Origin of the sequence: Streptomyces sp. NPDC008137 (genome assembly GCF_042957035.1) — a bacterium.
GTDB lineage: Bacteria > Actinomycetota > Actinomycetes > Streptomycetales > Streptomycetaceae > Streptomyces.
In genome coordinates, this window is the sequence record NZ_JBIBHN010000002.1 from 460,216 (window position 1) to 485,392 (window position 25,177).

Consider the following 25,177-nt stretch of genomic DNA (forward strand, 5'->3'; position numbering starts at 1 on the left):
GCAGAGCCCATGACGTCGCAGGCTGCGGACGACCGACCCGAGCCGGTCGGTGCCACACGCCGCTCCAAGATCACGCCGGAGCGTGAGCAGGAGTTCTTCGACGCCGTGCTGGAGCAGCTCCGGGAGTGCGGCTACGACTCCGTCACCATGGAGGGGATCGCCGCCAGTACCCGCTGCAGCAAGTCCACGCTCTACCGGCAGTGGAAGACCAAGCCCCAGTTCGTGGCGGCGGCACTGCGCTCCCACCGGCGGACGCGCTGCATCGACACCGGCTCGCTCGCGGACGACCTGCGTGAGGCCGCCCGGGCGGCAGGGGAGTTGTCGGGCCGGGACACCCAGCTCCTCCAGGCGCTCGCCCACGCGGCCCCCCAGGACGCGGAGCTGCAGCGAGCGTTGCGCGAGGCGCTGATCGAACCGGAGATCGCCGCGCTGAAGGAGATCATCCGGCGCGGCGTCGAGAGGGGAGAGGTGCCCGCCGATCATCCGGCGCTGGAATACATCCCGGCGCAGATGTTCGGCGTCCTGCGGGTGCGGCCCGTCCTGGAGGGCGAGTGGGCCGACCCGGACTATCTGGTCCGGTTCGTGGAGGCCGCCGTGCTGCCGGCGCTGGGCCTGAGATGAGACCCGGGCCGCCGTCGCCGGGATGACCGGACGGCGGCCCGATCGCGCCGACCCGTGGGGACGGGGGCGGCGCGCACCCCCCGGCCGGGTGGGGTTCCCCTGTGAGCGGCGGGGGCGCCCCACCCGGCCGGCCGATTTCCGGGCGGGGCGGTCGTTGCTTGTGCTCCTTGTGTTTTTGTCAGACGTCCTGGCCGTTGCCGCTGCCCGTCGACACCTTGATGCCCTTGGTGATGTCGTCGAGGACGGACTCCTTCTGGTCGGCGTCCACGCCGAACCGGACGACGACCATCTGCTTCGCGTTCGCGGGTGAGGGGAACGCGAGCGACTCCACGATGCCGTCGGCACCCTTGCTGGTGACGGCCTTCCAACGGACCAGATAGCCCTTCTGCCCGGCCACGGTCACCGCCTTGGCGGCCAGTACGTCGTGCGAGGTGATCCCGCCGTAGGACTTGCCGCCGTAGGACTCCTCGGCATTGGCCGAGATGTCCGCCTTGGCGATCTCCTCGGCGGTGCTGCCCTTGGCGCCGAGGGCCAGGGCCGGTGCGGAGTAGGCTCCGCCCTTCGTGCAGGTCTTGGAGGTGTCGCCGGGGCACTTGTAGGAGTCGTCGGACGTGACCTGCGCGCCGACCGTGATCTCCTGGCCGTACCAGCCCTCCGGGATCGGCATGCTGATCCCGCTGACCGCGTCGGTCACCGACCCGCTCCTGATCTTCGGCGGCTCGGACCGCTCGGGAGACGGGCTCTGCCCACCGGAACCGCCGGACCCGCCATCGCCTCCGGAACCCCCCGAGCCACCCGGCCCGCCGAACGGCCCGCCCTGGCCGCCGGGTGCGCCCGGGCCGCCCGGCCCCTGCGAGGTGGCCGAACCGCCGCCCGAACCGCCGTTGTCGGTCAGCGCGTACACCCCGACCCCGATGCTCGCGAGAACAACGACGGCCGCCGCGACGGCGATCCCGATCCGCAGCCGGCTTCCCCGGGCGGCCGGGGGCGTGGCGGGATATCCGGGATACGCTCCGGCGCCCGGGTACCCGGAGGTGTTGGAGTACTGGGTCGGCCCTGGAGGTTGTCCGGGGGTGCCTGGGTATGCGGGGGCGCCTGGGTAGCCGGCGGTGCCCGGGTGCCCGGCGGTGCCTGGGTGCCCGGGGGCGCTCGATTGTCCGGCGGTGCTGGGGTGTCCGGGGGTTTCCGGGTGCCCGGCGGCGCCGCCATGCCCGTCTGGATGTACGGCCCCAGTCGGATCCCCCGACGGGGCTGAATCACCCGCAGAGCCCGCGCTTGCCGCAGGAACGGGATCGTCGGCGGCCCCCGGGTCTGTCGCAGAGGCCGGATTTATCGCAGAGCCCGAGCCCGCGGTAGCGGCCGAACCGGCATCCTCGCCCCGGTCCCCCGCAGAAGCCGGACCCTCCTCGGCCGCCGGAGGCGTCGGCGGCTGGTCCGGGGGACCCCATGCGGCGGGGGGCTGTGCCGGACGAATGCGGGCCGTCCAGGCCTTGCCGTCCCACCAGCGTTCGGTGGCGGGCCCGTCACTTTTCTGGCCGGGGTCCGGGTACCACCCGGAAGGAGTCTCCTGCGTCATGCCCCCACCGTATGAGGCGTCGGTGAAAGAGGCATGAGAGGAGTCGACCAGGATCGGTCATTCCAGGATCAACCGGGTCGGCAACTCGCGGACGGGCGGTGGCAGGCGTAGTCCGTACCGGCCCGGGGTCACCGAACCGAGCACGCTCGGATGCCGGGCACCGGTGCTCGCGGGTGAGGTGCCGGGCAGTCCGTGCAGCGTCAGGAACCCCAGGACGGCGAAGGCGTACGCCTCCTTCGCCCCGGACGGCAGCCCCAGTTCGTCCGAGGCGCGCACCGGAACCCCGGGCAGCAGCTCCCCGAGCATCCTCATCAGCACCGGGTTGCCCGTCCCGCCACCGGAGGCGATCACCTCCGTCGCGCCCACCGACCGCACCGCGTCCGCCACGGTCCGGGCCGTGAGCATCGTCAGCGTCGCGACGACGTCCTCGGCGGGCAGCGTCCCGAACCCGGCCAGCGCGTCCCGCAGATGACCGAGATGGAAAAGCTCCTTGCCCGTCGTCTTGGGCGCGGGCAGCGCGTAGTACGGCTCCTGGAGGAGCCGGTCCAGCAGCGGCCCGTGCACCCGGCCCCGGGCGGCCAGGACCCCGTCCGCTCCGCCACGAACTCCGGTGTCTCGTCCAGCCGCAGCCTCAGCCACAGCGCCCCGAGCCCCAGCGGCAGCGTCAGCAGGAACGGCAGCCGCCAGCCCCACGCGCCGAGCTGCTCCTCGGTCAGCACGGTGGCGAGCAGCGCGGCGGCGCCCGCACCGCCCAGCAGTCCCAGTGCGACCGTGAACGACTGCCACGACCCGTACAGCCCCCGCCGGCCCGGCGGAGCGAACTCCGTCATCACCGACACCGCCCCGCCGAACTCCCCGCCGGCCGACAGCCCTTGGAGCACCCGCAGGAAGGTGAGCAGCCAAGGTGCGAGCGCACCCGCCTGCGCGTACGTCGGCAGAACGCCGATCAGCGTCGTCGCCACCGTCATCAGCGTGATCACCAGGACCAGCACCGGCCGACGGCCGACGCGGTCCCCGAGACGGCCGAAAAGCGCCGCCCCGACCGGGCGGAAGAAGAACGCGAGCGCGAACGACGCGTACGTCTTCACCAGAGCCTCGATCTCGCTGCCGCCCTCCGGCGTGAAGAACCGCGCCGCGATGATCGTCGCGAAGTAGCCGTAGACGCCGAACTCGTACCACTCGATGAGATTGCCCACCGACCCCGCGACCAGCGCCCGTCGGCCGCGCCGGGTGTCCCGTCCCTGGTGAATGGCCGTCACCTCCCGTACCGTTGTGCCTTGTTGACCCGAAGGCGGCTGGTGACGGGCCGGATGCGCCGTACGGTCGCCGTCGGTGTCACCCGTCACGGCAACAGGTGCCCGGACCGTCCTCCGCTCAGGCAATCGGAGGACTACGCTCGACGTCTGTACGTCGTTCGGGCGACTTGGGGAGGTAGCGGGATGACGGAGGTACGGCCCACGGCCGGCGCCTCGGCTTCCCTTTGGGAGCGCGACGAGGAGGTCGCCGCCGTCGCGCGGGCGATCGACGGCCTGACGGCGGACCGCTCCTCGTCCGGCGGACTGCTGGTCTTCCGCGGCGAGGCCGGACTCGGCAAGACCACGCTGCTGGCCGAAACCCGCCGTATCGCCGAGGCCCGCGGCTGCACGGTCTGGTCGGCACGCGGCGGCGAGACCCTCAGGTCGGTCCCCTTCAACGTGGTACGGCAGTTGCTGCAGCCGGCGCTGGTGTCGATGCTCCCGGAGGAGGCCCGCGAGTACCTCGGGGACTGGTACGACATCGCCGGCCCCGCCCTCGGCATCGCGGAGCCCGGCGGCCGGCAGGCCGACCCGCAGGGCGTGTGCGACGGACTGGTCGCCGCCGTGCGCCGGCTCGCCCGCCGGGACTGGCCGCTGGTGCTGCTGATCGACGACGCCCACTGGGCCGACCAGGAGACCCTGCACTGGCTCGCCGGGCTCGTCGAGCGCCTCGACGAGGTGTCGGTGCTGGTCGTGGTCACCCGCCGCCCCGGCGAGGTCTCCGGCACCAGCGCCCGGCACCTCGACACCGTCGCCGCCGCCGCCCACGGCCCGGTCACGACGCTGAGCGCCCTCACCCCGGACGCGACGGCCGGCCTCACCCGCGCCACCCTCGGCCCGCACGCCGACGCCGCGTTCTGCCGTGAGGTCTGGGCCGTCACCGCGGGCAACCCCTACGAGACCGTCGAACTCCTCGCCAGGGTCCAGGACAGCGAGGTCGAACCGGTCGAGTCCCGGGCCGGGGAGCTGCGCGAACTGAACCGCTCGGCCCGCGGCGGCGGCCTCGTCGCCCGCCTGGAGGAACTCGGCATCGACGCCACGCGGTTCGCCTGGGCCGCCGCCATCCTCGGCACCGGCATCACCACCGGCATGGTCGCCAAACTCGCCACCCTGAGGCCCGACGAGGCCCGCCGCTGCGCCGAACTGCTGCGCAGCGCCCGCATCCTCACCACACCCGACCCCGCGACCGGCCGCTGCGCCGACGGCGACCTGGAGTTCGTCCACCCGCTGATCGCCACCGCCGTCTACAACTCCATACCCGACGCCCTGTGCACCGCCATGCACGGCATCGCCGCCCGGATCGTCACCGACGAGGGGCGCGGTGCCGCCGCGGCCGCACGCCACCTCCTCGAAGTGCACCCGGACGACGACGAGGAGCTCGTGGGACAGCTGCGCGAGGCCGCCCGCGAGCACCTCGCCGTCGGCGCCCCCGACGCCGCCCGCCGCTGCCTGGAACGCGCCCTGGAGGAACCGCCCCGGCCCGAGTCCCACCCGCACGTGCTGTACGAACTGGCCGAGGCCACCTTCCTGACCGCCCCCGCCCGCACCATCGGCCATCTGCGGACCGCGCTCTCCATGCCCGGCCTCGGCGGGGACAAGCGGGTGGACGCGGTCTTCCGGCTCTCCCAGGCGCTGCTCCACAACGACGAGCTGGAGGAGGCCGTCCGCACGGTCGAGGCGGAGGCCGCCCGGCTGCGGCCCGGACCCGCCCGGATGCGGCTCCAGGCCGTGCACTTCATGTGGGAGGGCCTGCACGCCGGCGAGGCCACCTCACCCGACCGCTCCCGGCGGCTCACCGACCTCGCCGCCACCTGCACCGGCCGCGACAACTCCGAACGCGCGCTGCTCATGCTGCGCGGCTTCGACGCCCTGATGCACGGCGAGAACGCGGAGGAGGTCGCCGAGCTGTGCGACCGCGCCCTCGTCAACGGCCGGCTGGCCCCCGGGCTCGGCTGGACCGACACCGAGTGGGGCATCGAACTGCTGTTGATGCTGGCCAACGCGTACGCCTTCACCGACCGCCTCGACCGCGCCGAGACCCTCTACAACGAGGCCCTGCGCGCCTACGAGACGGCCGGCTGGAGCGGCGGCCACCTCGCCCTGGCCCACGCCTACGTCGGGCTCGGCCACCGCAGACGGGGCCGTCTGAAAGAGGCGGAGTCGTCCCTGCGCGAGTCGCTGCGCCTCGCCGAGCGCGTCGGCCGCGGGCTCCCGCTGTACTGGTCCGCGACCTGCAACCTCGTCGACACGCTGCTCGCCCGCGGCCATGTCCAGGAGGCCTGGGAGGTCGCCGAACGCTACGGCTTCGCCCCGCCCTACCCCTCCACCATCGTCCTGCCGGACCCGCGCTCGGTGCGCGGGAGGCTGCTGCTGGCCGTCGGCCGCACCAAGGACGGCATCAACGAACTGGAGGCCGCCGAGAAGGCGGCGGCGGCACGCGGTCACCACAATCCCGTGCTCGTCCCCTGGGCCATCGACCTCGCCCGGGCCCTCAGCACCGAGGACCCGGCCCGGGCCGCCCGGCTCGCCGTCGACGTCCGCCGGCAGGCCGAGCGCTTCGGCACGGACACCGCCATCGGCGAGGCCCTGCGCTGCGCCGCCGCCCTGGAGACCGGGCAGCGCGCGGTCCGGCTCGCCGCCCAGGCCGTCACATATCTGGAGGCGTCGCCCTGCCAGTACGAGCACGCGGCGGCCCGCATCGAGTACGGCATCGCGGCCCGCTCGGTGAGCGACCTCGAACGCGGCCTGGACCTGGCGGTCTCGTGCGGCGCCGACGGACTGGCGGAGCGGGCACGGGCCGTGCTCGCGGCCGGCGTCGGACCGGCGTAGCTCAGACACGGAACGGCTGGTCGGTCAGCGCCGCGAGCAGCCTGCGCACCGCGGGGTCGTACGCACCCTCGGGGGCCCGCGCGGCACGGGTGCCGTCGAAGCAGCCACCCGAGCCCGGTCCCGGGTGGCCGGAGCGACTGGGTCGTGTGCGCAAAGTCCCTCCTGGCCCGCGACGCCTGGCATGCACTCTCGCCGCACCGGACACAGTCCCGAGTACTCCCAGTACGAGGGACTGCGTCCGGCACGCCGAAAGCACGCCGCAGGGCCCGCCCTCCGGGCGGACGAAGGGACTTCGCGCACACGACCCAGGCCCGGAGCGCCGACGGCGACCGTCGCCGGCGCGTGAGGCCGCCGTCGGGGCCCACGACCAGCGGGATCACCCGCCGGTGGGGTCCTCCTCCGCGAGCACCCGCTGGGCCGTCGCGAACGCCGAGTTCGCCGCCGGCACGCCGCAGTAGACGGCCGTCTGCAGCAGCACCGCGCCGATCTCCTCCGGCGTGAGCCCGTTGCGGCGCGCCGCGCGCACATGCATCGCCAGCTCGTCGTAGTGGCCGTGCGCGACCAGCGCGGTCAGGGTGATCATGCTGCGCTCGCGGCGCGACAGCGTCGGGTCGGTCCAGATCTCGCCCCAGGCGTAGCGCGAGATGAAGTCCTGGAAGCGCGCGGTGAAGGGGGTCTGCCGGGCCTGCGCCCGGTCGACGTGCGGGTCGCCGAGCACCTCGCGCCGCACCTCCATCCCGCGTCCGGCGGGCCCGCCGAAGTGGGCCCGGAGCGTGGTCAGCACCGCCTCCGGGCACTGCGCCGGCGCCAGATGCGAGGCGTCGGGGAGCTCGACGAGCGTCGAGCCCGGCACCGCGTCGGCGATCTCCCGCAGATGCGCGGGCGGCGTCGCCGGATCGTCGCGGCCGGCGACCAGCAACGTCGGCACGGCGATCTCGGGCAGCCGGTCCCGCAGATCGAAAGCGGCGAGCGCGTCACAGCAGGCGGCGTACGCGTCCGGGTCGGCCTCCCGATGGTCCCGCACCAGCTCGGGCACGGTGAACCCGGACGTGAACCAGCGCGCGTCCGCGCCCGCCGCCAGCCCGGCCAGGCCCTCCCGCCGCACCAGCGCGGCCCGCTCCTCCCACGGCCCGGGGCCGTTGAAGTGCGCCGACGAGCAGATCACGGCCAGCGACGACAGCCGCTCCGGACGGTGCACCGCGAGGTGCAGGCCCACGGCCCCGCCCAGTGACACACCCGCGTACGCGAAGCGTTCGACGCCGAGGGAGTCGGCCAGCGCGAGCACCAGGTCGGCGAGGTCACCGACCGTCGCGCCGGCCTCGATGAGCCCGGCCGCCGAACCGCCGTGCCCCGGCAGGTCCCAGCGGACCACCCGGTGGGTGACCGACAGCTCGGGCGCCACCTTGTCCCAGAGGGCGTACGACGTGCCGAGGGAGGGGCCGAGCAGCAGCGGGGGAGCGGAGGCGGGCCCTTCGGTGCGGTGGTTCAGGAGTGTCAACGTCGCTCCAGAGCGCGGTCGGTGAGGGCTCCGGCGGAGCCGGTGTAGTGGGTGGGGTCGAGGTCGACGTCCGCCAGCTCCGGTGCCTCGGCGAGCGGGCGTCCCTCGGCGGCCAGCCGGGTGAGGAGTTCCTTGGCGCGGGCGCGGCCCAGCACCGGGGCCAGTTCGGCGGAGAGCCGCTCGGAGACGATCAACCCGCCGGTCAGGTCCAGGTGTTCGCGCATGACCTCGGGCCTGACCCGCAGTCCCCCGGCCAGCCCGACGGCGTCCCGGGCGGCGCCGCCGACCAGCCGCAGGAGGTCCCTCAGTGGTTCCCACTCGGCGTGCCAGGCCCCGGCCGGCCGCTCGTCCTCCGCCGCCAGCGAGCCGTACAGCGTGGCCGCGAGCTGCGGTGCCCGTCGTGCGGTGGAGGCGATCAGGGTGGACCGTACGGGGTTGGACTTGTGCGGCATGGCGGACGAGCCCCCGCCGCTGCCCTCCGCGACCTCCGCGATCTCGGTGCGCGACAGGGTGAGGACGTCCACGGCGAGTTTGCCGAGCGCGCCCGCCGTGAAGGCGAGGCACCCGGCGAGATCGGCGACGGGCGTCCGCAGGATGTGCCAGGGCAGCTCGGGTGCCCTGAGGCCGAGTTCACGGGCGTACGCCGCCGGCAGCCCGGTCGGATCGCCCGCGCCGTACGCCCCAAATGCCGCCAACGTGCCCGCCGCGCCTCCGAGTTGGGCGGGCAGTGAGTCCCGTACGACCGTCGTGCGGTCCCGCGCGTCGAGGACCAGCGCCCGCCATCCGGCCGCCTTCAGCCCGAAGGTCGTCGGTACGGCGTGCTGGGTGAGCGTCCGCCCGGGCATCGCGGTGTCGCGGTGCTCGGCGGCCAGCCGGGCGAGCGCCTGCTCGGTGCGTCCGAGGTCGGCGAGGACCAGCTCCAGGGTCCGCGCGGCGACCAGCATCGTCGCCGTGTCCATGATGTCCTGGCTGGTCGCGCCCCGGTGGACGTAGGGGCCGTACTCCTCGCCGACGGCCTTCGTCAGCTCAGCGACCAGGGGAATGACGGGGTTGCCGCCGGTGCGGGCCCGCTCGGCGAGGGACCGGACGTCGAAGACACCGGAGCCCGCCGCCTCGGTCACCGCCGTCGCCGCCTCGGCGGGGGCGAGCCCCCGCGCGGCCTGGGCCCGGGTCAGCGCGGCCTCCGCGTCGAGCAGCGCCCGCAGATACGCGTGGTCGCTCGTGGCGGCCGCGGCCGCCGAGTCCGCCCACCCGGGGGCGAGCAGGCCGGTGTCGCCGTACGCAGCTGTCACTGGAACTCCAGGAAGACCGTCTCGCCTTCGCCCTGAAGGCGGATGTCGAAACGGTACGTGCCGCGCGCCTCCTCCACGGCGATCAGCGTGTCGCGGCGCCCGTCCTCCAGCCGGGAAAGCAGCGGGTCGGCGGCCAGTGCCGCCTCGTCGCCCGGCAGATAGATCCGCGTGTACAGGTGCACCAGCAGCCCGCGGGCGAAGACGCACACACTGAGGTACGGCGCGCTCCGCCCGCGCGCCCCGGGCCGCAGCGTCCGCGCGGTCCAGTGGCCGTTGGCATCGGTCTGGATCCGGCCCCAGCCGGTGAACTCCACGCCGTTACGGCCCAGGAAACCACCGCTCGCCGGGTCCCGTCGCATCGAGCCGTCGACCCGCGGCAGGTTCCCGTCCGGGTCGGCGCCCCACAGCTCCACGAACGCGTCCGGCAGCGGATTGCCCTCGCCGTCGGTGACGTACCCCTGGAGGACGATCGTGTCGGGGTGGCCGACAGGCGCGATGTCCCCGCCGCCGGGGAACGGCAGGGCGTGGCCGTAGAAGGGGCCGACCGTGTGCGACGGGGTCGGCAGCACGGTCTCCGGGCGGCTCGGGTCGATCTTCGTCATGGCAGGTCAGCGCCCTTCCTCTATCCAGGTGGCCTGCGGCCCGTCGAGCACGATGTCCCAGTGGTAGCCCATCGAGAACTCCGGCACCGACAGGCTGTGGTCGTACGTGGCGACCAGCCGCTGCCGGGCCGCGTCGTCCGTCACCGACTGGATGATCGGGTCGTACGGGAACAGCGGGTCGCTCGGGAAGTACATCTGCGTCACGAGCCGCTGGGTGAACGCCGAGCCGAAGAGCGAGAAGTGGATGTGGGCCGGTCGCCAGGCGTTGACGTGCTGGCGCCACGGGTACGGGCCCGGCTGGACGGTGGTGAAGCGGTAGTGCCCCTCGGCGTCGGTGAGGGTGCGGCCGACACCGGTGAAGTTCGGGTCCAGCGGGGCGTCGTGCTGCTCACGCTGATGGGCGTAGCGGCCCGCCGAGTTGGCCTGCCAGATCTCCACGAGCTGCCCGCGCACCGGGCGGCCGTCGCGGTCCAGCAGCCGGCCCGAGACGGTGATGCGCTCACCGATCGGCTCGCCGTCGTGCTGCCGGGTGAGGTCGTTGTCGATCTCGGTGATGTCCCGCTCCCCGAAGGCCGGGGAGGACAGCTCCACCAGCTCCGGATCCTTGCTGACGTCGATGGTGACCGGCGGCTGCTTCGGGTGCCGCAGCACCGAGGAACGGTACGGCGCGTAGTCCCGCCGCGGCTGATGTTCGACGGGCCCGCCCTCCGCGAGCCGCTTCTCGTACGCGGCGCGCTCGGCCGCGATCTCCTGATCGATGTCGTGCTGAGTGAGAGTCATGGAGGTCCCTGAGGTTCTTGAGGATCGTGCCCGGTCAGGGGCGCGGGGCTGTGTCGATATGCGGCTCCGCCGCGTGGGCGCGACCAGCCACATACGGCCCGCGGCCGAACGCTCAACGTTCCAGAACAAGCGCGAGCCCCTGGCCCACGCCGATACAAAGCGTGGCGACACCGACGCCACCGCCCCGCCGGGCAAGCTGATGAGCGACCGTCCCGGCGAGCCGGGCTCCGGACGCACCCAGCGGATGGCCCAGGGCGATCGCCCCACCCTGCGGATTGAGAATCGCGGTATCGAACTCGGGCCACTCGGCCACACACCCCAGCACCTGCGCCGCGAACGCCTCGTTCAGCTCCAGCACGGACAGGTCGTCGAACCCCTTGCCCGCCTTGGCCAACGCCCGGTTGACGGCCTCGACGGGCGCGAGGCCGAAGTAGTCCGGGTCGACGGCGTTGACGCCGGTCGCGGAGATCCGGGCGAGAGGCTCGCGGCCGGTGGCCCTCAGGCCCTCCTCGTCGACCAGAAGAAGGGCCGCCGCACCGTCGTTGAGCGGTGACGCGTTGCCCGCCGTCACCGTGCCCCCCTCCTTGCGGAACGACGGCTTCAGCTTGGCCATCGTCGCCAGGGAGGCATCCGGACGGACACACTCGTCGGCGGCGAAGGAAACCGGCTCGCCCTTGCGCTGCGGAACCGCCACGGGCGCCAGCTCGGCCTCGAACAGACCGGCCCGCTGAGCCTCGGCCGCCTTCTCATGGCTGCGCAGGGCGAACTCGTCCTGCTGCTCGCGGCTGATCTTGTGCTTGTCGGCGATGAGTTCGGCCGACTCGCCCAGCGGAATCGTCCACCGCGGCTCCATCCTCGGGTTGACCATCCGCCAGCCCAGAGTCGTGGAGTACAGCTCGGTGTGTCCGGCCGGGAAGGGCTTGTCGGACTTGGGCAGTACATAGGGCGCCCGGGTCATCGACTCGACGCCACCGGCCACGGCGATCGAGGCGTCCCCGATCGCGATCGCGCGAGCCGCCTGGATGACCGCCTCCAGCCCGGACGCGCACAGCCGGTTGACGGTCACGCCCGGCACCGAGGTGGGCAGGCCCGCCAGCAGGGCGGCCATACGGCCGACGTTGCGGTTCTCCTCCCCGGCGCCGTTGGCGTTGCCGAAGTACACGTCCTCGATCCGCGACGGATCCAGGCCGGGGGTGCGGGCGAGCAGTTCGCGGATCGCGTGCGCGCCGAGGTCGTCCGGACGCACGCTCGCGAGTCCGCCGTTGTAGCGGCCGATCGGCGTGCGGACCGCGTCGACGAGGTAGACGTCCTTCATTTCAGGCCCTCCGGCACGGTCAGTTCGGCGTCGGTCCTGGCGACGATCTCGTCGGCGTTCACACCCGGCGCGGTCTCGACCAGGACGAGCCCGTCCTCGGTGACGTCGAGGACGCCGAGGTCGGTGATGATCCGGTTCACACACCCCTTGCCGGTCAGCGGCAGGGCGCACTCGGTGAGGATCTTGGGAGAGCCGTCCTTGGCGGTGTGGGTCATGACGACGACGACCGTACGGGCGCCGTGCACCAGGTCCATCGCCCCGCCGATGCCGGTGATCAGCTTGCCGGGGATCGCCCAGTTGGCCAGGTCGCCCCGCTCGGAGACCTGCATGGCGCCCAGTACCGCGACATCGATGTGCCCGCCCCGGATCATGGAGAAGGACAGCGCCGAGTCGAAGAAGGACGCGCCCGGCAGGACGGTCACGGTCTCCTTGCCGGCGTTGATCAGGTCCGGGTCGACGGTGTCCTCGGTGGGGTAGGGGCCGGTGCCCAGGATGCCGTTCTCCGATTCGAGGACGACCTCGACGCCCTCGGGCAGGTAGTTGGGGATGAGGGTGGGCAGGCCGATGCCGAGATTGACGTACTGGCCGTCCCGCAGTTCCCGGGCCGCCCGCGCGGCCATCTCCTCACGCGTCCAGGCCATCAGTTGCTCACCGTCCGCTGCTCGATCTTCTTGTCCGCCGCCTGCTCGGGGGTGAGCGCGAGGACCCGCTGCACGAAGATGCCGGGCAGGTGCACCGCGTCCGGATCGATCTCGCCGGGTTCCACCAGCTCCTCCACCTCGGCGATCGTCACCCGCCCGGCCATCGCGGCGAGGGGGTTGAAGTTCCGGGCGGACTTGTTGAAGACCAGGTTCCCGTGCCGGTCGCCCTTCGCGGCCCGGACCAGGGCGAAGTCGGTGCGGATGCCCCGCTCCAGTACGAACTCCTCGCCGTCGAACTCCCGGACCTCCTTCGGCGGCGAGGCCAGCGCGACCCCGCCCTCACCGTCGTAGCGCCACGGCAGACCGCCCTCGGCGACCTGGGTGCCCACCCCGGCCGGGGTGTAGAAGGCGGGGATCCCCGCGCCGCCGGCCCGCAGCCGCTCGGCCAGCGTCCCCTGCGGGATCAGCTCGACCTCCAGCTCCCCGGCCAGGTACTGCCGCGCGAACTCCTTGTTCGCACCGATGTAGGAGCCCGTCACCCGGGCGATCCGGCCGGCGGCGAGCAGGACCGCGAGCCCCGACTCCATCGCCCCGCAGTTGTTGGAGACCACCGACACCCCGGCCACCCCGCGCTCGTACAGCGCCTGGATCAGCACGTTCGGCACACCGCTCAGCCCGAAACCGCCCACCGCGAGCGACGCGCCGTCGGGCACATCGGCCACCGCCTCCAGGGCTGTGGCGACCACCTTGTCCATCCGAGAAGCCCCATCTCTTCCGAGCGCCCCGACCTTGATTAGTCAGCACACTGAGTATTTCCGTGAAGCTCCTTTCACGCTGCCATCGCCGCGGCGGGGCGTCAAGACCTCGGCGAATGCCGCTCTGATCCCTTGTGTGGTCGGCAGACAGCTCGGCAATGGCCCGGTATTGTTCAGTGCACCAACGAATACGACGGAGGGGTGCACATGGCGGCGGCCGACCTCACCACCCACCCCGGGCACCTGGCCCGGCGGCTCCAGCAGGCGCACTACCTGCTGTGGAACACGATGGTCTCCGAGGAGATCACCTCGCCCCAGTACGCGGTCCTCAACACGCTTGTCGCCGAGCCCGGCCTGGATCAGCGCACGGCGGGGGAGCGGGTGGGACTCGACCGGTCCACCATCGCCGAGGTGATCAGCCGGCTCATCCGGCGCGGACTGCTCGACAAGGTCCGTGACCCGCAGGACGGCCGCCGCTTCCTGCTGCGTCTCACGGAGGAGGGCGTACGCACCCACCGCAAGCTGACCGTGCGCACCGCCCGGATGAACCAGATCTTCCTCGCGCCGCTGACCGCCGAGGAGCAGAAGGTGTTCTTCGACCTCATCCGGCGCGTGTCGGACGCGGCCGAAGGCCTGCGCAATCCAGGGGAGTCCCTGGTGGCGCCCCGCTGACCGGTGCGGCACGCGCTGTCCGCGCGGGCCGGTCAGGGCGCCTTGGCGTACACCACCCACACCTGGCCCTTCGCGAAGTTCACGGGTGTGCCGTCGCGGGTGGTGAACGCCGTGCCGTCCGTGGCGTCCTCGCGCTCCCAGTTCACGTCGTGGGCGCGCCCGTCGCGCAGTACCTTCGCCTTCCCCGAGCCCACCGTCTCGGTGTACGGCGTGTTGTTGCCGAGGAAGTCCCGGAAGGCGGACTCGCGCACCTTCACGTACTGCACGACGACCGTCGCGGCCGCCATCCGCTCGCCGTCGGCCGTCGTGGCGGGCGAGCCGTCCATGCCGACCAGCCAACGGTCCCGGGAGTCCGACCAGGTGAAGGTGAAACGGGCCGCCGGATAGCGCACCGTCTGCGAAGTCGCCTCGGTGCCGCCCGCCGGGGCGGAGCCGTAGCGGAAGCCGGTGGTCAGGGCGGACCGGCCCGGGGCTTCCGGCACGATCCGCTCGGGCCGGACATAGAGGTTGTGCGGGGCGGACCGGTCGGGGTCGCGGAAGAAGGCGTCGGAGGCGCTGCCCGGCGTCGCCGTCCGCAGCGGTGCCTTGTCGATCAGCGGCAGGAGCTTCGTCTGGGCGCCGGAGAAGGCGAGTGTGGGCCGGTCGAACTGGCGCAGCAGCTCCAGATCCGACTCACGGGCGCTGCGCACCGGGCCGACCGACTGCGGCAGCTTCGTCGCGTACACCGCCATCAGGCGGCTCAGCCCGCCCTCGACCTGCTCCACGTACACCACGTCAGCGGCGTCGACACCCGTGGGCGGGCGGGCAGAAGTGGCGTTGTCGATCTTGACGGCGAGCACGGAGCCGTCGGTCGGCGTGGGTGACGTGCCGCGCTCCGACGTGCCCGCCGAGCCCCGCCCGTCGTCGGGCGGCCCGCCCCCGCTCGTGCAGCCCGCCGCCAGGGCCGCCGCCACCGTCGCGGCCAGCAGCGCCGCTGTCGTCGCGGACCGCCGTCCGCGCGCCTCTCGTCCCATGCCCACCGTCGCCACCGCGCCTCATGTCAGCTGCTTGTTCTGATTGTGCGCTTATCTGAGCATTGATGGCCATGTCTGACTGTTTCCGAACGGACGGTGTCCCCGTCGCATCCGTCGATCGGCTCAAGGTTCAGTGCGGGGCACCCGGGTACCCGGGCCTCTCCGAAACGGCCGAGCCGAAACGACCGACGCGCACGCCGACGGAGGGAGCGCGAGGCGATGAGGGCAGTGACCTGGCAGGGCAAGCGGGACGTGCGGGTGGAGAACGTGCCCGATCCGACGATCCAGGAGCCGACGGACGCGGTCATCCGCATCACCTCCACCGGGTTGTGCGGCTCCGACCTGCATCTGTACGAGGTGCTCACGCCGTTCATGACACCGGGGGACATCCTCGGCCATGAACCCATGGGCATCGTCGAGGAGGTCGGCGCCGGTGTACCGGACCTCCAGGCCGGGGACCGGGTCGTGGTGCCGTTCCAGATCGCCTGCGGCAACTGCTGGATGTGCCTCACCGGCCTGCCCACCCAGTGCGAGACCACCCAGGTCAGCGGCGAGGGCATGGGCGCCGCCCTGTTCGGCTACACCCGCTTGTACGGCGCCGTGCCGGGCGCCCAGGCCGAGTACCTGCGGGTCCCGCAGGCGCAGTTCGGCCCGATCAAGGTCCCGGAGGGCCCGCCCGACGACCGCTTCGTCTACCTCTCCGACGTCCTGCCCACCGCCTGGCAGGCGGTCGCCTACGCCGAGGTCCCGCAGGGCGGCAGCGTCGCCGTGCTCGGCCTCGGACCCATCGGCGACATGGCCTGCCGCGTGGCCCGGCTCCGGGGCGCCGGGCGGGTGTTCGGCGTGGACCTGGTCCCGGAGCGGCTGCGCCGCGCCCGCGCGCGGGGCGTGGAGACGTACGACCTCAGGTCCTTCGACGACGAGAAGGAACTCGTCGCCGCGATCCGCGACGAGACCGACGGCCGCGGCCCCGACGCCGTGATCGACGCGGTCGGCACCGAGGCTCACGGCAGCGCGGCCGCGCGCATGGTGCAGTACGCCTCGTCGATCCTGCCCAGCAAACTGAGCGGTCCGCTCGCCGAACGCTTCAGCGTCGACCGGCTCGCAGCGCTGCACACCGCCATCGACCTGGTGCGCCGCGGCGGCACCATCTCGCTGTCCGGCGTCTACGGCGGCCAGGCGGACCCGCTGCCGCTGCTCACCCTGTTCGACAAGCAGGTCCAGATCAGGATGGGCCAGGCCAACGTCCGCCGCTGGAGCGACGACATCATCCCGTACCTGACCGACGAGGACCCCCTCGGTGTCGAGGACTTCGCCACCCACCGGCTGCCGCTGTCGGAGGCCCCGCACGCGTACGAGATGTTCCAGCGCAAGCAGGACGGCGCGGTCAAGGTGCTGATGCAGCCCTGAGCCCCGCTCAGACCCCCAGGATCTCAGCCAGGTCGTAGCGGACCGGCTCCTGGAGCTGCGCATAGGTGCAGCTCTCCGGGGTCCGGTCCGGGCGCCAGCGGCGGAAGCGGGCGGTGTGCCGGAAACGCTGCCCGTTCTCCATGTGGTCGTACGCCACCTCGGCCACCCGCTCCGGCCTGAGCGGCACCCATGACAGGTCCTTCCGGCCCGACCAGCGGCTTGGCGCCCCGGGCAGCCGGGCCTTCTCGTGCGCGGCCTCCTCGGCCCAGGCCGCCCACGGATGGCCCGTCGCGTCGTCCATCCGCAGCGGTTCCAGCTCCTCCACCAGCTCGGCACGCCGCTTCATCGGGAAGGCCGCGGACACGCCCACGTGCTGGAGGGTGCCCCGGTCGTCGTACAGGCCGAGCAGCAGCGAGCCCACGACGGGGCCGCTCTTGTGCAGGCGGTACCCGGCGACCACCACGTCCGCCGTGCGCTCGTGCTTGATCTTGAACATCGCGCGTTCGTCCGGGCGGTAGCGCACCGTCAGCGGCTTGGCGATGACTCCGTCCAGGCCCGCCCCCTCGTACTGCTCGAACCACTGCCGCGCCACCTCGATGTCGGTGGTGGCCGGTGCCAGGTGCACCGGTGCCGTCACCCCCGCCAGCTCCCCGGCCAGCCGCTCCCGCCGGTCGGTCATCGGGACGTCCATCAGCGACTCGTCCCCGAGCGCGAGCAGATCGAAGGCGACGAGCGAGGCCGGCGTCCGCTCCGCCAGCATCCGCACCCGGGAGTCCGCCGGATGGATCCGCTCCGTCAGCGCGTCGAAGTCCAGATGCCCCTCCCGCGCGATCACGATCTCCCCGTCCATCACACAACGCTCCGGCAACCGCTCCCGCACAGCCGTCACCAGCTCGGGAAAATACCTGGTCAGCGGCTTGCCCGTACGGCTGCCCAGCTCGACCTCGTCCCCGTCGCGGAACACGATCGCCCGGAATCCGTCCCACTTGGCCTCGTACTGCATGCCCGCGGGGATCGCGGCCACGGACTTGGCGAGCATCGGCAGCACGGGGGGCATCACCGGGAGATCCATGCCCTGACTCTACGAGCGGCACCGGCGGTCCGCCTGTTGAACGAGCGACCGAAAGTCGCAGGTCAGGGCGAGATCGCCCGGGATGCGGCGCTCTGCCGACGGCGACACACTGGAACGTGGCGTGCTCTGATCAGGAGGATTCGCGTGGGCTACGACCAGCTACCGCTGAACTCGCTCTTCTCCGGTGCCGAGGACGCCCTCGTCTCGCTGCTGGCCGACGCGCCCGACGACGCCGTCGAGCAGGCCCACGAGTACCAGATCCTGCGCAATGTCCTGGACGGCACCTCGGCCGCGGTGGCCATCCTCGACGAACGGCTTCGCTTCCGGTACGTCAACGAAGCCATGGCCCGCATGAGCGGCGTGCCGCCCGACGAGTTCCACGGCCGGACCATGGCCGAGGTTCTGCCGGACATCCACCGCTCGGAGGACGTCCTGCGCCTGGTCCTCGGCGACGGCCGCTCCAGGGCGCTGACCGTCACCGGCACCACCCGCGCCCCGTCGCCGTTCCGGCAGCGCCAGTGGAGCGCGGTCTACCACCGGCTGGAGGACCACGGCCGGGTGCTCGGCCTGTGCGGCGTCGCGGTGGAGGTCAGCGGACTGCGGCAGTACATGGACGACCTGGAACGCGCCCATCAGCGCCTGGCCCTGCTGGACACCGCCGCCACCCGGGTGGGCACGACCCTGAGCGTCGGGAAGACCTGCGCGGAGCTGGCCGACTTCGTCGTGCCGAGCCTGGCCGACCGGGCGACCGTGCGGATCGTGGACACGGAGGAGGCCGACGATCTGCCGCCGCCGGCGCCCGGCGTCCTCCGGCTGCGCGTCATGGCCTCGGCGGGCGGCCCGGACATCATCGCCCGCATCGGACTGACCGCGAGGACCGGATACTACTTCGACGTCCCGCGTGACTCACCGGTCCGGAGCTGCCTCGACACCGGCCGCCCGTGGGTCGGGAACCTCGCCTCGGACGACGTGCTGCTGAAGATGCTGCGCACCCCGCTCGACGTGGAGGTCGTCCGCGAGGTGGGGATCCACTCCATCGTCGTGGTTCCGCTGCCGACCAGGGAGCACCCGGTCGGCGTCCTGTACCTGCACCGCGCCGGCGATTCCGCGCCCTTCACCGACGAAGACGTCGTCGTGGCCCAGGAACTGGCCGCCCGCGCCGCCGTCGCCATCGACAACGCCCGGCAGTACACCCTCGAACACAGCATGGCCCTGGAACTCCAACGCGCCCTGCTGTCCGAGCCCGGCGGCCCCCACCCCGACATCGAGACCGCCTCCCGCTACCTCCCGGCGGGGCAGCGCGCCCTCGTCGGCGGGGACTGGTTCGACTCGATGGCCCTGCCCTGCGGCCGCACCCTCCAGGTGATGGGCGACGTCATGGGCCACGGCTTCACCGCCGCCGTCGCCATGAGCCAGTACCGCTCCCTGCTGCGCAGCATCGCCGCCTCCGGCGCCCCGGTCGAGCGGATCCTCCAGGAGGCCGACCACCGGCTGGCGAGCATCGGCCTGGACCGCGTGGCCACGTGCCTGCTCGCCCTCGTGGACCCCCACGAGGGCACCTGCACCTTCGCCGGCGCGGGACATCCACCGCCCGTCCTGTTGCACCGGGACGCCCCCGCCGAACTCGTGCACGTCTCGACCGGCCCGCCCCTGGGCACCGACATCGGCGGCTACGAGGCACTGACCCTGCCCCTGCGCCCCGGAACCGTGCTGCTCATGTACACCGACGGGCTGATCGAGGACCGCCGCAGGGACATCGACTCCTCACTGCGCCGCCTGACGCATCTGCGCCTCGACCTCGACGGCTCCCTGGAGAGCGTCGTCGACGCCCTCCTCGCCCGCCTCGTGCACGGCACCACCGAGGACGACGTCACCCTGCTCGCCACCCGCCTGCGCGCCCGGTGACGCCCGAACGCTCCGCATGCGAGGCCCACGCCCTGCGCCTACCGTGGCGAGCATGGGTGACGCGGTGGAACTTCAGGCGGGCGGGCGGACCGTACGGCTGTCCAGCCCGGACAAGATGTTCTTCCCGGAGCGCGGCTTCACCAAGATGGACCTCGCCCGCTACTACATCGCCGTCGGCCCCGGCATCCTGCGCGCCCTGCGCGACCGGCCCACGACCCTGGAGCGCTACCCCGAGGGCGTGAACGGCGAGAACTTCTTCCAGAAGCGGGCGCCCAAGAACATGCCCGACTGGATCCCGACCGCGCACATCACCTTCCCCAGCGGCCGCAGCGCCGACGAGATGTGCCCCACGGAGGTCGGAGCGGTGGTGTGGGCCGCCCAGTTCGGCACCCTCACCTTCCACCCCTGGCCGGTTCGCCGCGACGACGTCGACCACCCGGACGAACTCCGCATCGACCTCGACCCGCAGCCCGGCACCGACTACGACGACGCCGCCCGCGCCGCCCACGAACTCCGGTCGGTGCTCGACGAGTTCGGCGGACTGCGCGGCTTCCCCAAGACCTCGGGCGGCCGGGGCCTGCACGTCTTCGTGCCCATCGAACCCCGCTGGACCTTCACCCAGGTCCGGCGCGCCGCCATCGCCGTGGGCCGGGAGCTGGAGCGGCGCATGCCCCACCAGGTCACCATCAAGTGGTGGAAGGAGGAGCGGGGCAGCCGCATCTTCGTCGACTACAACCAGACGGCACGCGACCGCACGATCGCCTCCGCCTACTCGGTGCGGCCCCGCCCGCACGCCCCCGTCTCCGCGCCCCTGAGCTGGGACGAGGTGGGGGTCGCGCACCCCCAGGACTTCGACCTCGCGACCATGCCCGCGCGCTTCGCCGAACTCGGCGACGTGCACGCGGACATGGACGACCACCGCTACTCCCTGGAGTCCCTGCTCGACCTCGCCCGCCGCGACGAGCACGACCACGGGCTGGGAGACCTGCCGTACCCGCCCGAGTATCCGAAGATGCCGGGTGAACCGAGGCGGGTACAGCCGAGCAGGGCCCGCAAGGAGAAGCCTCCTACGGCTCCTTGACGCCTACAGCTCCTTGATCCGGATGTCCCGGTACGAGACGACATCCGTCGTGCCGTGCACCTGGAGCCCGAGGTAGCCGGAGGCGAACCGCCGCCCGTCCGTGCCCGGGTCGTCCGAGCGGGGCGGGGTGAACGCCTGGCCTCCGGTGTTGTCGAACTCGTTGATCAGCACACCGTTGCGGTACACCGAGTAGTGCTGGTCGACCACGCGGATCTCGTAGTCGTTCCAGGTGCCCTTCTGGGTCACACCGGCACCGGCGAGCCCCACCCGGTCGAAGCCGTAGACCGACCCCGTCTTGTACATGTCGCCGTCGGGCCGGTCGAGCACCTGCACCTCGTGCCCGTACTTGATGGCGACCCACTCCGGGCGTGACTCCTCCGGGTGGTCGTGGACCCAGGGGAAGCGCACGAACACACCGGAGTTGGCGTTGCCCGTGCCCGGCGCGTCGTCACGCCACTGGAGCTTCAGCGAGAAGTCGCCGTACTTGCGCTCCGGGAACCACAGCATGCCCATGCCGGGCGTGGTGGTGCTGGAGGTGATCGTCCCGTCGGCGTTCAGCCCGAACGAACCGCCGCCCACCTGGCGCCACTTGGCCAGCGACTCCGCGCTGCCGTCGAAGAGCGCGCGATAACCCTCGGTCTGCCCCGGCTTGCCGATGCCGGACTGGCGGGCGGCCTTCCGGACGGCGTTGTACTCGCGCTGGTCGAGTACGCCCTCCTTCAGCAGCGCGTCGAGGACGGACGTCACATGCTTGAGGAACAGCGCGTGGGACGTCCACTCCTTCTCGTCCTCGATCAGCTCGCCGATCCGGCACCGGTTGTCGGTCACCCGGTTGCGCACTCCCGAGTCGACCGAGCCGACGATCACCGTCAACCGCTCGTCGTACTCCGGGCAGTCGGGCGCCGGGACCTGCCCGGAGACGACCGTGAAGGTCACGGTGCGCGCGGCCGCGGTGTTGCCGGCCTTGTCCGTAGCCCGGTACGCCATCGTGTGCCCGCCCGCCCGGTCGACCACCACCGGGGCCGAGTAGACGAGATACGGCCCGCCGTCGAGCGAGTACTCGATCTTCTCGACGCCCGAACCGTGCGCGTCGGTCGCCGTGACGGTCACCCGCGCGCTGTTGACGTACGCCCCGGCGGAGTTCTTCGTACCGTCCACGGACACGCCCGTCACCGGCGGCGTGGTGTCCTGCGGCGGTGCCGCCACCACCGTGAACTGCACGCTCTTCTCGGCCGCGACGTTGCCCGCCTTGTCGGTGGCGCGGTAGCGGACGGTGTGGTTGCCGACCTGGTGCACCATCACCGGCGCGGTGTACGGCTGCCAGGCGCCGGAGCCGACCGCGTACTCGATGGTGTTGACCCCGGAACCCGTGTCGGAGGCGGAGACGGTGACCGTCGCCATGTCGATGTACGCCCCCTCGGGGTCGCGCTCACCGCTCACCGTCGCCGAGGTCTCCGGCGCGGTGGTGTCGTCCGACTGCGGCGCCACGACCGTGAACGCGGCGCTCTTCTCGGCGGAGACGTTCCCCGCCTTGTCGAAGGCGCGGTAGCGGACCTTGTGGGCGCCGACCTGGTCGACGACGACCGGCGCGGTGTACGGCTGCCAGGCACCCGTGTCACCGATCGCGTACTCGATCCTCTCGACGCCCGAGCCGCCCTCGTCGGTCGCGTGCAGCGCCACGCTCGCCGAGCCGACGTACTCGCCCTGGGTGTTCTGCGTCCCGCTCACGTGCGCTGACGCCTCGGGCGCCGTGGTGTCCTCGCCGGTGCCCTCGGTCACGGTGAGGATGCCCTGCATCTGGCCGTGGCCGGGAATCGTGCAGTGGTAGAAGTACCGGCCGGGTGTGAGCGTGACCTGGGCGGTGTACTTGCCGCCCTGGGCGTCGTTCGGATTGGCCATGATGTTGAGCTGCACGTCGTCGTTGAACTCGGGATCGCTCGTCACGAACGTCAGCGTGTGCGGCATGCCCGTGGTGTTGCCGGTGGCCACACTGTTCTCGAACACGATCGTGGCCGTGCCGGCGACCGCCGTCTTCGGCGCCGAGAGGTACTTGTCGATGTCGTTGCCGGCCGTCCAGGTGAGGACCTGTTCGGCGGCCTTCGCCTTCGGCTGCCCGGACGCCGGCAGCGCCTGCACACCGAGCACCACGAGCAGGGTGGCCAGCAGGGCGGCCCAGATTCTTCGTTGCCGGGTCACTCGGTCCCCCTCGCCAGCTGACCGGCGGCCGGGGTCGGCCCGCCGCCCTTGTAGGTGACCCGCCACAGGGCGGACCTGGAGTCCGAGGTGAAGAAACCGCGGCCGTAGTCGAGGACGTACAGCGCACCGTCCGGACCGAACTTCCAGTCCATCAGGTTCTTGATGCCGTCGTTGCCGATCGGCACGATCTTCTTCAGCGACTCCGAGTGCACCGGCAGACCGCCGTCTCCTTGCGTCTTCGGGTCCATGAGCACCGCGTTGCGCGGCTGGTCGGCGTCGTAGAAGTCACCGACGAACCACTTGCCGTCCCAGTAGGCGGGCCACTTGGCCGCGCTCGTGCTGCCGGCGTCGTACCGGTAGACCGGCCCGTTCATCGCCGCCTGCCCGCCGCCCTTCAGCCAGGGCAGCCGGTACGTAGCCTCCTCCGCCTTGTACGAGGGGACGCCGTTCGCGTCCCTCGGGTAGTCCGGCGCGCCGCCCTGCGGCGAGTACCAGATGTTGTTGCCGGTGACCGGCGGCAGATTGACCAGACCGTCGTTGTTCGGCGACTCGTTCTTCGGGCGGTCGCAGTCGTACCAGCCCAGCGGCTTGGACGGATCCGGCAGATTGCGGTCCCGGTAGGGCTGCTTGTTGCCCATGCAGTACGGCCAGCCGCGGTTGCCCGCCTCGGTGATGGCCGCGAACGTGTCGTACTTGGCCGGACCCCAGGTCGTCGAGGGCGCGCCCGCGTCCGGACCGACCCAGCCCGCGTAGAGCACATCGGTCGACTTGTCGATGAAGATACGCGCGGGGTTCCTGACCCCCATCACATAGATCTCGCCGCGGGTCTTGCCGCCGCCCTCGTCGGTCTCCTTCCCGGTGAAGAGGTTGCCCTCGGGGAGCGTGATCGTCCCGTCCGGCTCCGGGTGGATGCGCAGGATCTTGCCGTTGAGGTTGTTGGTGTTGCCCGCCGTGCGGCGCGCGTCCGCGAAGGAGACGCCCTTGTAGTTCGGCTGCGGGTTGTTGCCCGAGTAACCGGAGCTGAACCCGCTGGAGTTGTTGTCACCGGTGGCGATGTAGAGATTGCCCTTGGAGTCCCAGGCCATCCCGCCGCCCGAGTGACAGCAACTGTGGATCTGCACCGGCCACTTCAGCAGCACCTTCTCACTGGCCAGGTCCAGCTTGTTCGTGGCCTGGTCGAGCGTGAAGCGGGAGACGCGACGCTCGGCCATCCGTGTGTCGCGGTTGATCTGCGAGTGGGGCGTGTAGTGGAGGTACACCCAGCCGTTCTGCTGGAACGCCGGGTCCAGCTCGATGCCGAGCAGCCCCTCCTCGACCTTGACCAGCTCGTCGCCGCCGCCCTTGTTGCCGAAGACGGTGAGCGCACCGGCGAGCGTGACCTGCTTGGTCCTCGGGTCGTAGACGTGGATCTCGCCCTTGCCCTTGCCGATGTCAGGGTTGTTCCAGTCGGTGACCACGGGCTGGGAGGAGTCGGCGCCGCCCCGGCCGATGTAGAACACCCGGCCGTCGGGCGCGGTGACGAGCCCGTGCGGCTCGCCGATCTGGTCGTTCTGCCCCGGCTGGTTGGGCTTGGTCAGCCGTTCCGCCTGGTAGTTGGCGTTGATGGTCGCCTTGCAGTCGGCCTGCTCCAGCCGGGTCGTCCACAGCAGCGCGCCGCGCAGATGGGCACGGAAGTCCGTCTCGTCGTACGAGGACACCGTGCCGCCCATGCCGGTGTAGAAGGAGCGGCCGCCGTCGTAGTCACGGCACCAGCTGACCGGATGGTCCCAGCCGTTGGCGCCCGTGCCCGGCTGGTAGCTCGACTCCCGTACCCGGGCCACCGTGTGGACGTCACCCGACGGGTTCTTCACCCAGTTCAGCCACTTGTCCGGGTGCTTCCACTGCACCGGCAGGTCCTTGGTGGCCGGGTGCCCGCGGTCGCCGACCTCGACGGTGGCACGCTGCACGGCCGAGGGGCTCGAAGCGGCCGGGCGGGCTCCCACCAGTCCGGTGAACCAGTCCGAGTACGGCTCCGCACGTGCCGCGTCATGGAGGCCGACGAACCCGCCGCCGGCCTCCATGTACGCCTCCAGGCCCGCTTCCTGCTCCGCGTCGAGGACATCGCCCCCGCCCGTCAGGAACACGATCGCGTTGAAGCGGCCGAGTCTCGTCTCGTCGGTGAACACCGAGGCGTCGCCAGTGGCCTGGACCTTGAAACGGCGGTTCGCCGGGCCCGAGAGCCCGATCTTCTCGATCGCCTCGATCCCGGCGTTCACGACCGGGGACTCCTCCCCGGCCGCCGCGGAACCGTGGAAGATCAGCACCCGTACATTCGCGCCGCCCGGCGGCGACTTGATCGACATCGTTGTCAGCGGGGGTTCCGGATACGGCCGCGCGTTCGCGGCCGGCCCCGACAACAGCCCGGCGGTCACGACTCCGGCGGCCACGGAGGCCGCCCAGACACGTCTTCCCTTGCTCAACCCTCGTAAGTGCATGGGCACCTCCTCGGTCACAGCAACACCGCCAAGGAAGCTAAACCCCTTTGCATCTTTCGCCAATACCTATGACCGGGATGACTCCAACTTTGTCTTGAGTGTGGATAAACGGGAGTCTGGCCGGTACCGTCGCACAGGTTCATCACAGGT

Annotated in this window: 20 protein-coding genes and 2 pseudogenes; 6 read left to right on the forward strand and 16 right to left on the reverse strand. The window is 71.9% G+C overall.

Translation table 11 applies throughout. From position 1 onward, the window contains the following. Nucleotides 1–9: 9 nt before the first annotated feature. Nucleotides 10–621: a TetR/AcrR family transcriptional regulator C-terminal ligand-binding domain-containing protein gene (locus tag ACFZBT_RS05610; RefSeq protein ID WP_391098665.1), complete on the forward strand. Its 612-nt coding sequence runs from the start codon at nucleotides 10–12 to the stop codon at nucleotides 619–621. A gap of 178 nt (nucleotides 622–799) precedes the next feature. Here the strand turns inward: ACFZBT_RS05610 and ACFZBT_RS05615 are convergent, their stop codons facing one another. From ACFZBT_RS05615 to ACFZBT_RS05630, 4 genes and pseudogenes are all read right to left on the reverse strand, one after another. Then, the gene (locus ACFZBT_RS05615; protein WP_391098912.1) at nucleotides 800–1,954 is read right to left on the reverse strand and encodes a hypothetical protein; all 1,155 of its coding nucleotides are present in this window, start codon (nucleotides 1,952–1,954) and stop codon (nucleotides 800–802) included. 123 nt (nucleotides 1,955–2,077) lie between these two features. Then, nucleotides 2,078–2,197: pseudogene (locus ACFZBT_RS05620) on the reverse strand (DUF2510 domain-containing protein); the annotation flags it as partial. Nucleotides 2,198–2,254: 57 nt separating this feature from the next. Continuing rightward, the gene (locus tag ACFZBT_RS05625; RefSeq protein WP_391098667.1) at nucleotides 2,255–2,836 is read right to left on the reverse strand and encodes an anhydro-N-acetylmuramic acid kinase; all 582 of its coding nucleotides are present in this window, start codon (nucleotides 2,834–2,836) and stop codon (nucleotides 2,255–2,257) included. Further along, nucleotides 2,761–3,456: pseudogene (locus ACFZBT_RS05630) on the reverse strand (MFS transporter); the annotation flags it as partial. The pseudogene ACFZBT_RS05630 and the gene ACFZBT_RS05625, both read right to left, overlap by 76 nt. Before the next feature lie 180 nt (nucleotides 3,457–3,636). Here ACFZBT_RS05630 and ACFZBT_RS05635 point away from each other — a divergent pair. Continuing rightward, on the forward strand, nucleotides 3,637–6,321 hold the full coding sequence (locus ACFZBT_RS05635) for an AAA family ATPase (RefSeq protein WP_391098670.1): 2,685 nt from the start codon (nucleotides 3,637–3,639) through the stop codon (nucleotides 6,319–6,321). Nucleotide 6,322: 1 nt separating this feature from the next. Here the strand turns inward: ACFZBT_RS05635 and ACFZBT_RS05640 are convergent, their stop codons facing one another. The 8 genes from ACFZBT_RS05640 to ACFZBT_RS05675 form a co-directional block, all read right to left on the reverse strand. Then, nucleotides 6,323–6,475 carry a hypothetical protein gene (locus ACFZBT_RS05640; protein ID WP_391098673.1) on the reverse strand — a complete coding sequence of 51 codons (153 nt, stop codon included), beginning with the start codon at nucleotides 6,473–6,475 and terminating at the stop codon, nucleotides 6,323–6,325. 222 nt (nucleotides 6,476–6,697) lie between these two features. Then, on the reverse strand, nucleotides 6,698–7,819 hold the full coding sequence (gene pcaD / locus ACFZBT_RS05645; RefSeq protein WP_391098675.1) for a 3-oxoadipate enol-lactonase: 1,122 nt from the start codon (nucleotides 7,817–7,819) through the stop codon (nucleotides 6,698–6,700). After that, nucleotides 7,816–9,111, reverse strand: coding sequence for a 3-carboxy-cis,cis-muconate cycloisomerase (gene pcaB / locus ACFZBT_RS05650; RefSeq protein ID WP_391098677.1), 1,296 nt, complete (start codon nucleotides 9,109–9,111; stop codon nucleotides 7,816–7,818). The genes pcaD and pcaB overlap by 4 nt, the downstream gene beginning before the upstream one ends. Continuing rightward, nucleotides 9,108–9,713 carry a protocatechuate 3,4-dioxygenase subunit alpha gene (pcaG, locus tag ACFZBT_RS05655; RefSeq protein ID WP_391098679.1) on the reverse strand — a complete coding sequence of 202 codons (606 nt, stop codon included), beginning with the start codon at nucleotides 9,711–9,713 and terminating at the stop codon, nucleotides 9,108–9,110. Before pcaG ends, pcaB begins: the two co-directional genes overlap by 4 nt. Nucleotides 9,714–9,719: 6 nt before the next feature. Then, a complete protein-coding gene (gene pcaH / locus ACFZBT_RS05660; protein WP_391098681.1) occupies nucleotides 9,720–10,493 on the reverse strand; it encodes a protocatechuate 3,4-dioxygenase subunit beta in 774 nt (257 codons plus the stop codon). Between the two features lie 112 nt (nucleotides 10,494–10,605). After that, nucleotides 10,606–11,808, reverse strand: a complete 1,203-nt coding sequence (locus ACFZBT_RS05665; protein ID WP_391098684.1) for an acetyl-CoA C-acyltransferase — start codon at nucleotides 11,806–11,808, stop codon at nucleotides 10,606–10,608. Further along, complete coding sequence (locus ACFZBT_RS05670; RefSeq protein WP_391098687.1) at nucleotides 11,805–12,449, reverse strand: 3-oxoacid CoA-transferase subunit B; 645 nt, start codon at nucleotides 12,447–12,449, stop codon at nucleotides 11,805–11,807. The genes ACFZBT_RS05665 and ACFZBT_RS05670 overlap by 4 nt, the downstream gene beginning before the upstream one ends. Further along, nucleotides 12,449–13,204 (reverse strand): 3-oxoacid CoA-transferase subunit A, encoded by a 756-nt coding sequence (locus tag ACFZBT_RS05675; protein ID WP_391098690.1) that lies wholly within the window; start codon nucleotides 13,202–13,204, stop codon nucleotides 12,449–12,451. The genes ACFZBT_RS05670 and ACFZBT_RS05675 overlap by 1 nt, the downstream gene beginning before the upstream one ends. Nucleotides 13,205–13,411: 207 nt before the next feature. Between ACFZBT_RS05675 and ACFZBT_RS05680 the strand changes: the two genes are divergently transcribed. Next, nucleotides 13,412–13,876 carry a MarR family transcriptional regulator gene (locus ACFZBT_RS05680; protein WP_391098692.1) on the forward strand — a complete coding sequence of 155 codons (465 nt, stop codon included), beginning with the start codon at nucleotides 13,412–13,414 and terminating at the stop codon, nucleotides 13,874–13,876. Between the two features lie 32 nt (nucleotides 13,877–13,908). Here ACFZBT_RS05680 and ACFZBT_RS05685 read toward each other — a convergent pair whose 3' ends face one another. Continuing rightward, complete coding sequence (locus ACFZBT_RS05685) at nucleotides 13,909–14,889, reverse strand: DUF3048 domain-containing protein (protein ID WP_391098695.1); 981 nt, start codon at nucleotides 14,887–14,889, stop codon at nucleotides 13,909–13,911. Between the two features lie 219 nt (nucleotides 14,890–15,108). On the opposite strand from ACFZBT_RS05685, the gene ACFZBT_RS05690 reads away from it, so the two are divergent. Next, nucleotides 15,109–16,299 (forward strand): alcohol dehydrogenase catalytic domain-containing protein, encoded by a 1,191-nt coding sequence (locus ACFZBT_RS05690; RefSeq protein ID WP_391098697.1) that lies wholly within the window; start codon nucleotides 15,109–15,111, stop codon nucleotides 16,297–16,299. Between the two features lie 7 nt (nucleotides 16,300–16,306). On the opposite strand, the gene ACFZBT_RS05695 is transcribed toward ACFZBT_RS05690, so the two are convergent. Next, nucleotides 16,307–17,371 (reverse strand): ATP-dependent DNA ligase, encoded by a 1,065-nt coding sequence (locus tag ACFZBT_RS05695; RefSeq protein WP_391098699.1) that lies wholly within the window; start codon nucleotides 17,369–17,371, stop codon nucleotides 16,307–16,309. Nucleotides 17,372–17,515: 144 nt separating this feature from the next. Here ACFZBT_RS05695 and ACFZBT_RS05700 point away from each other — a divergent pair, with 144 nt between their 5' ends. Next, nucleotides 17,516–19,276: a SpoIIE family protein phosphatase gene (locus ACFZBT_RS05700; protein ID WP_391098702.1), complete on the forward strand. Its 1,761-nt coding sequence runs from the start codon at nucleotides 17,516–17,518 to the stop codon at nucleotides 19,274–19,276. Nucleotides 19,277–19,328: 52 nt separating this feature from the next. Then, on the forward strand, nucleotides 19,329–20,357 hold the full coding sequence (gene ligD, locus ACFZBT_RS05705; RefSeq protein WP_391098705.1) for a non-homologous end-joining DNA ligase: 1,029 nt from the start codon (nucleotides 19,329–19,331) through the stop codon (nucleotides 20,355–20,357). A 3-nt stretch (nucleotides 20,358–20,360) separates the two neighbouring features. Here ligD and ACFZBT_RS05710 read toward each other — a convergent pair whose 3' ends face one another. Both ACFZBT_RS05710 and ACFZBT_RS05715 read right to left on the reverse strand, forming a co-directional pair. Beyond that, a complete protein-coding gene (locus tag ACFZBT_RS05710; protein ID WP_391098708.1) occupies nucleotides 20,361–22,553 on the reverse strand; it encodes an OmpL47-type beta-barrel domain-containing protein in 2,193 nt (730 codons plus the stop codon). Then, on the reverse strand, nucleotides 22,550–25,027 hold the full coding sequence (locus ACFZBT_RS05715; protein ID WP_391098711.1) for a ThuA domain-containing protein: 2,478 nt from the start codon (nucleotides 25,025–25,027) through the stop codon (nucleotides 22,550–22,552). Before ACFZBT_RS05715 ends, ACFZBT_RS05710 begins: the two co-directional genes overlap by 4 nt. Nucleotides 25,028–25,177 lie beyond the last annotated feature (150 nt).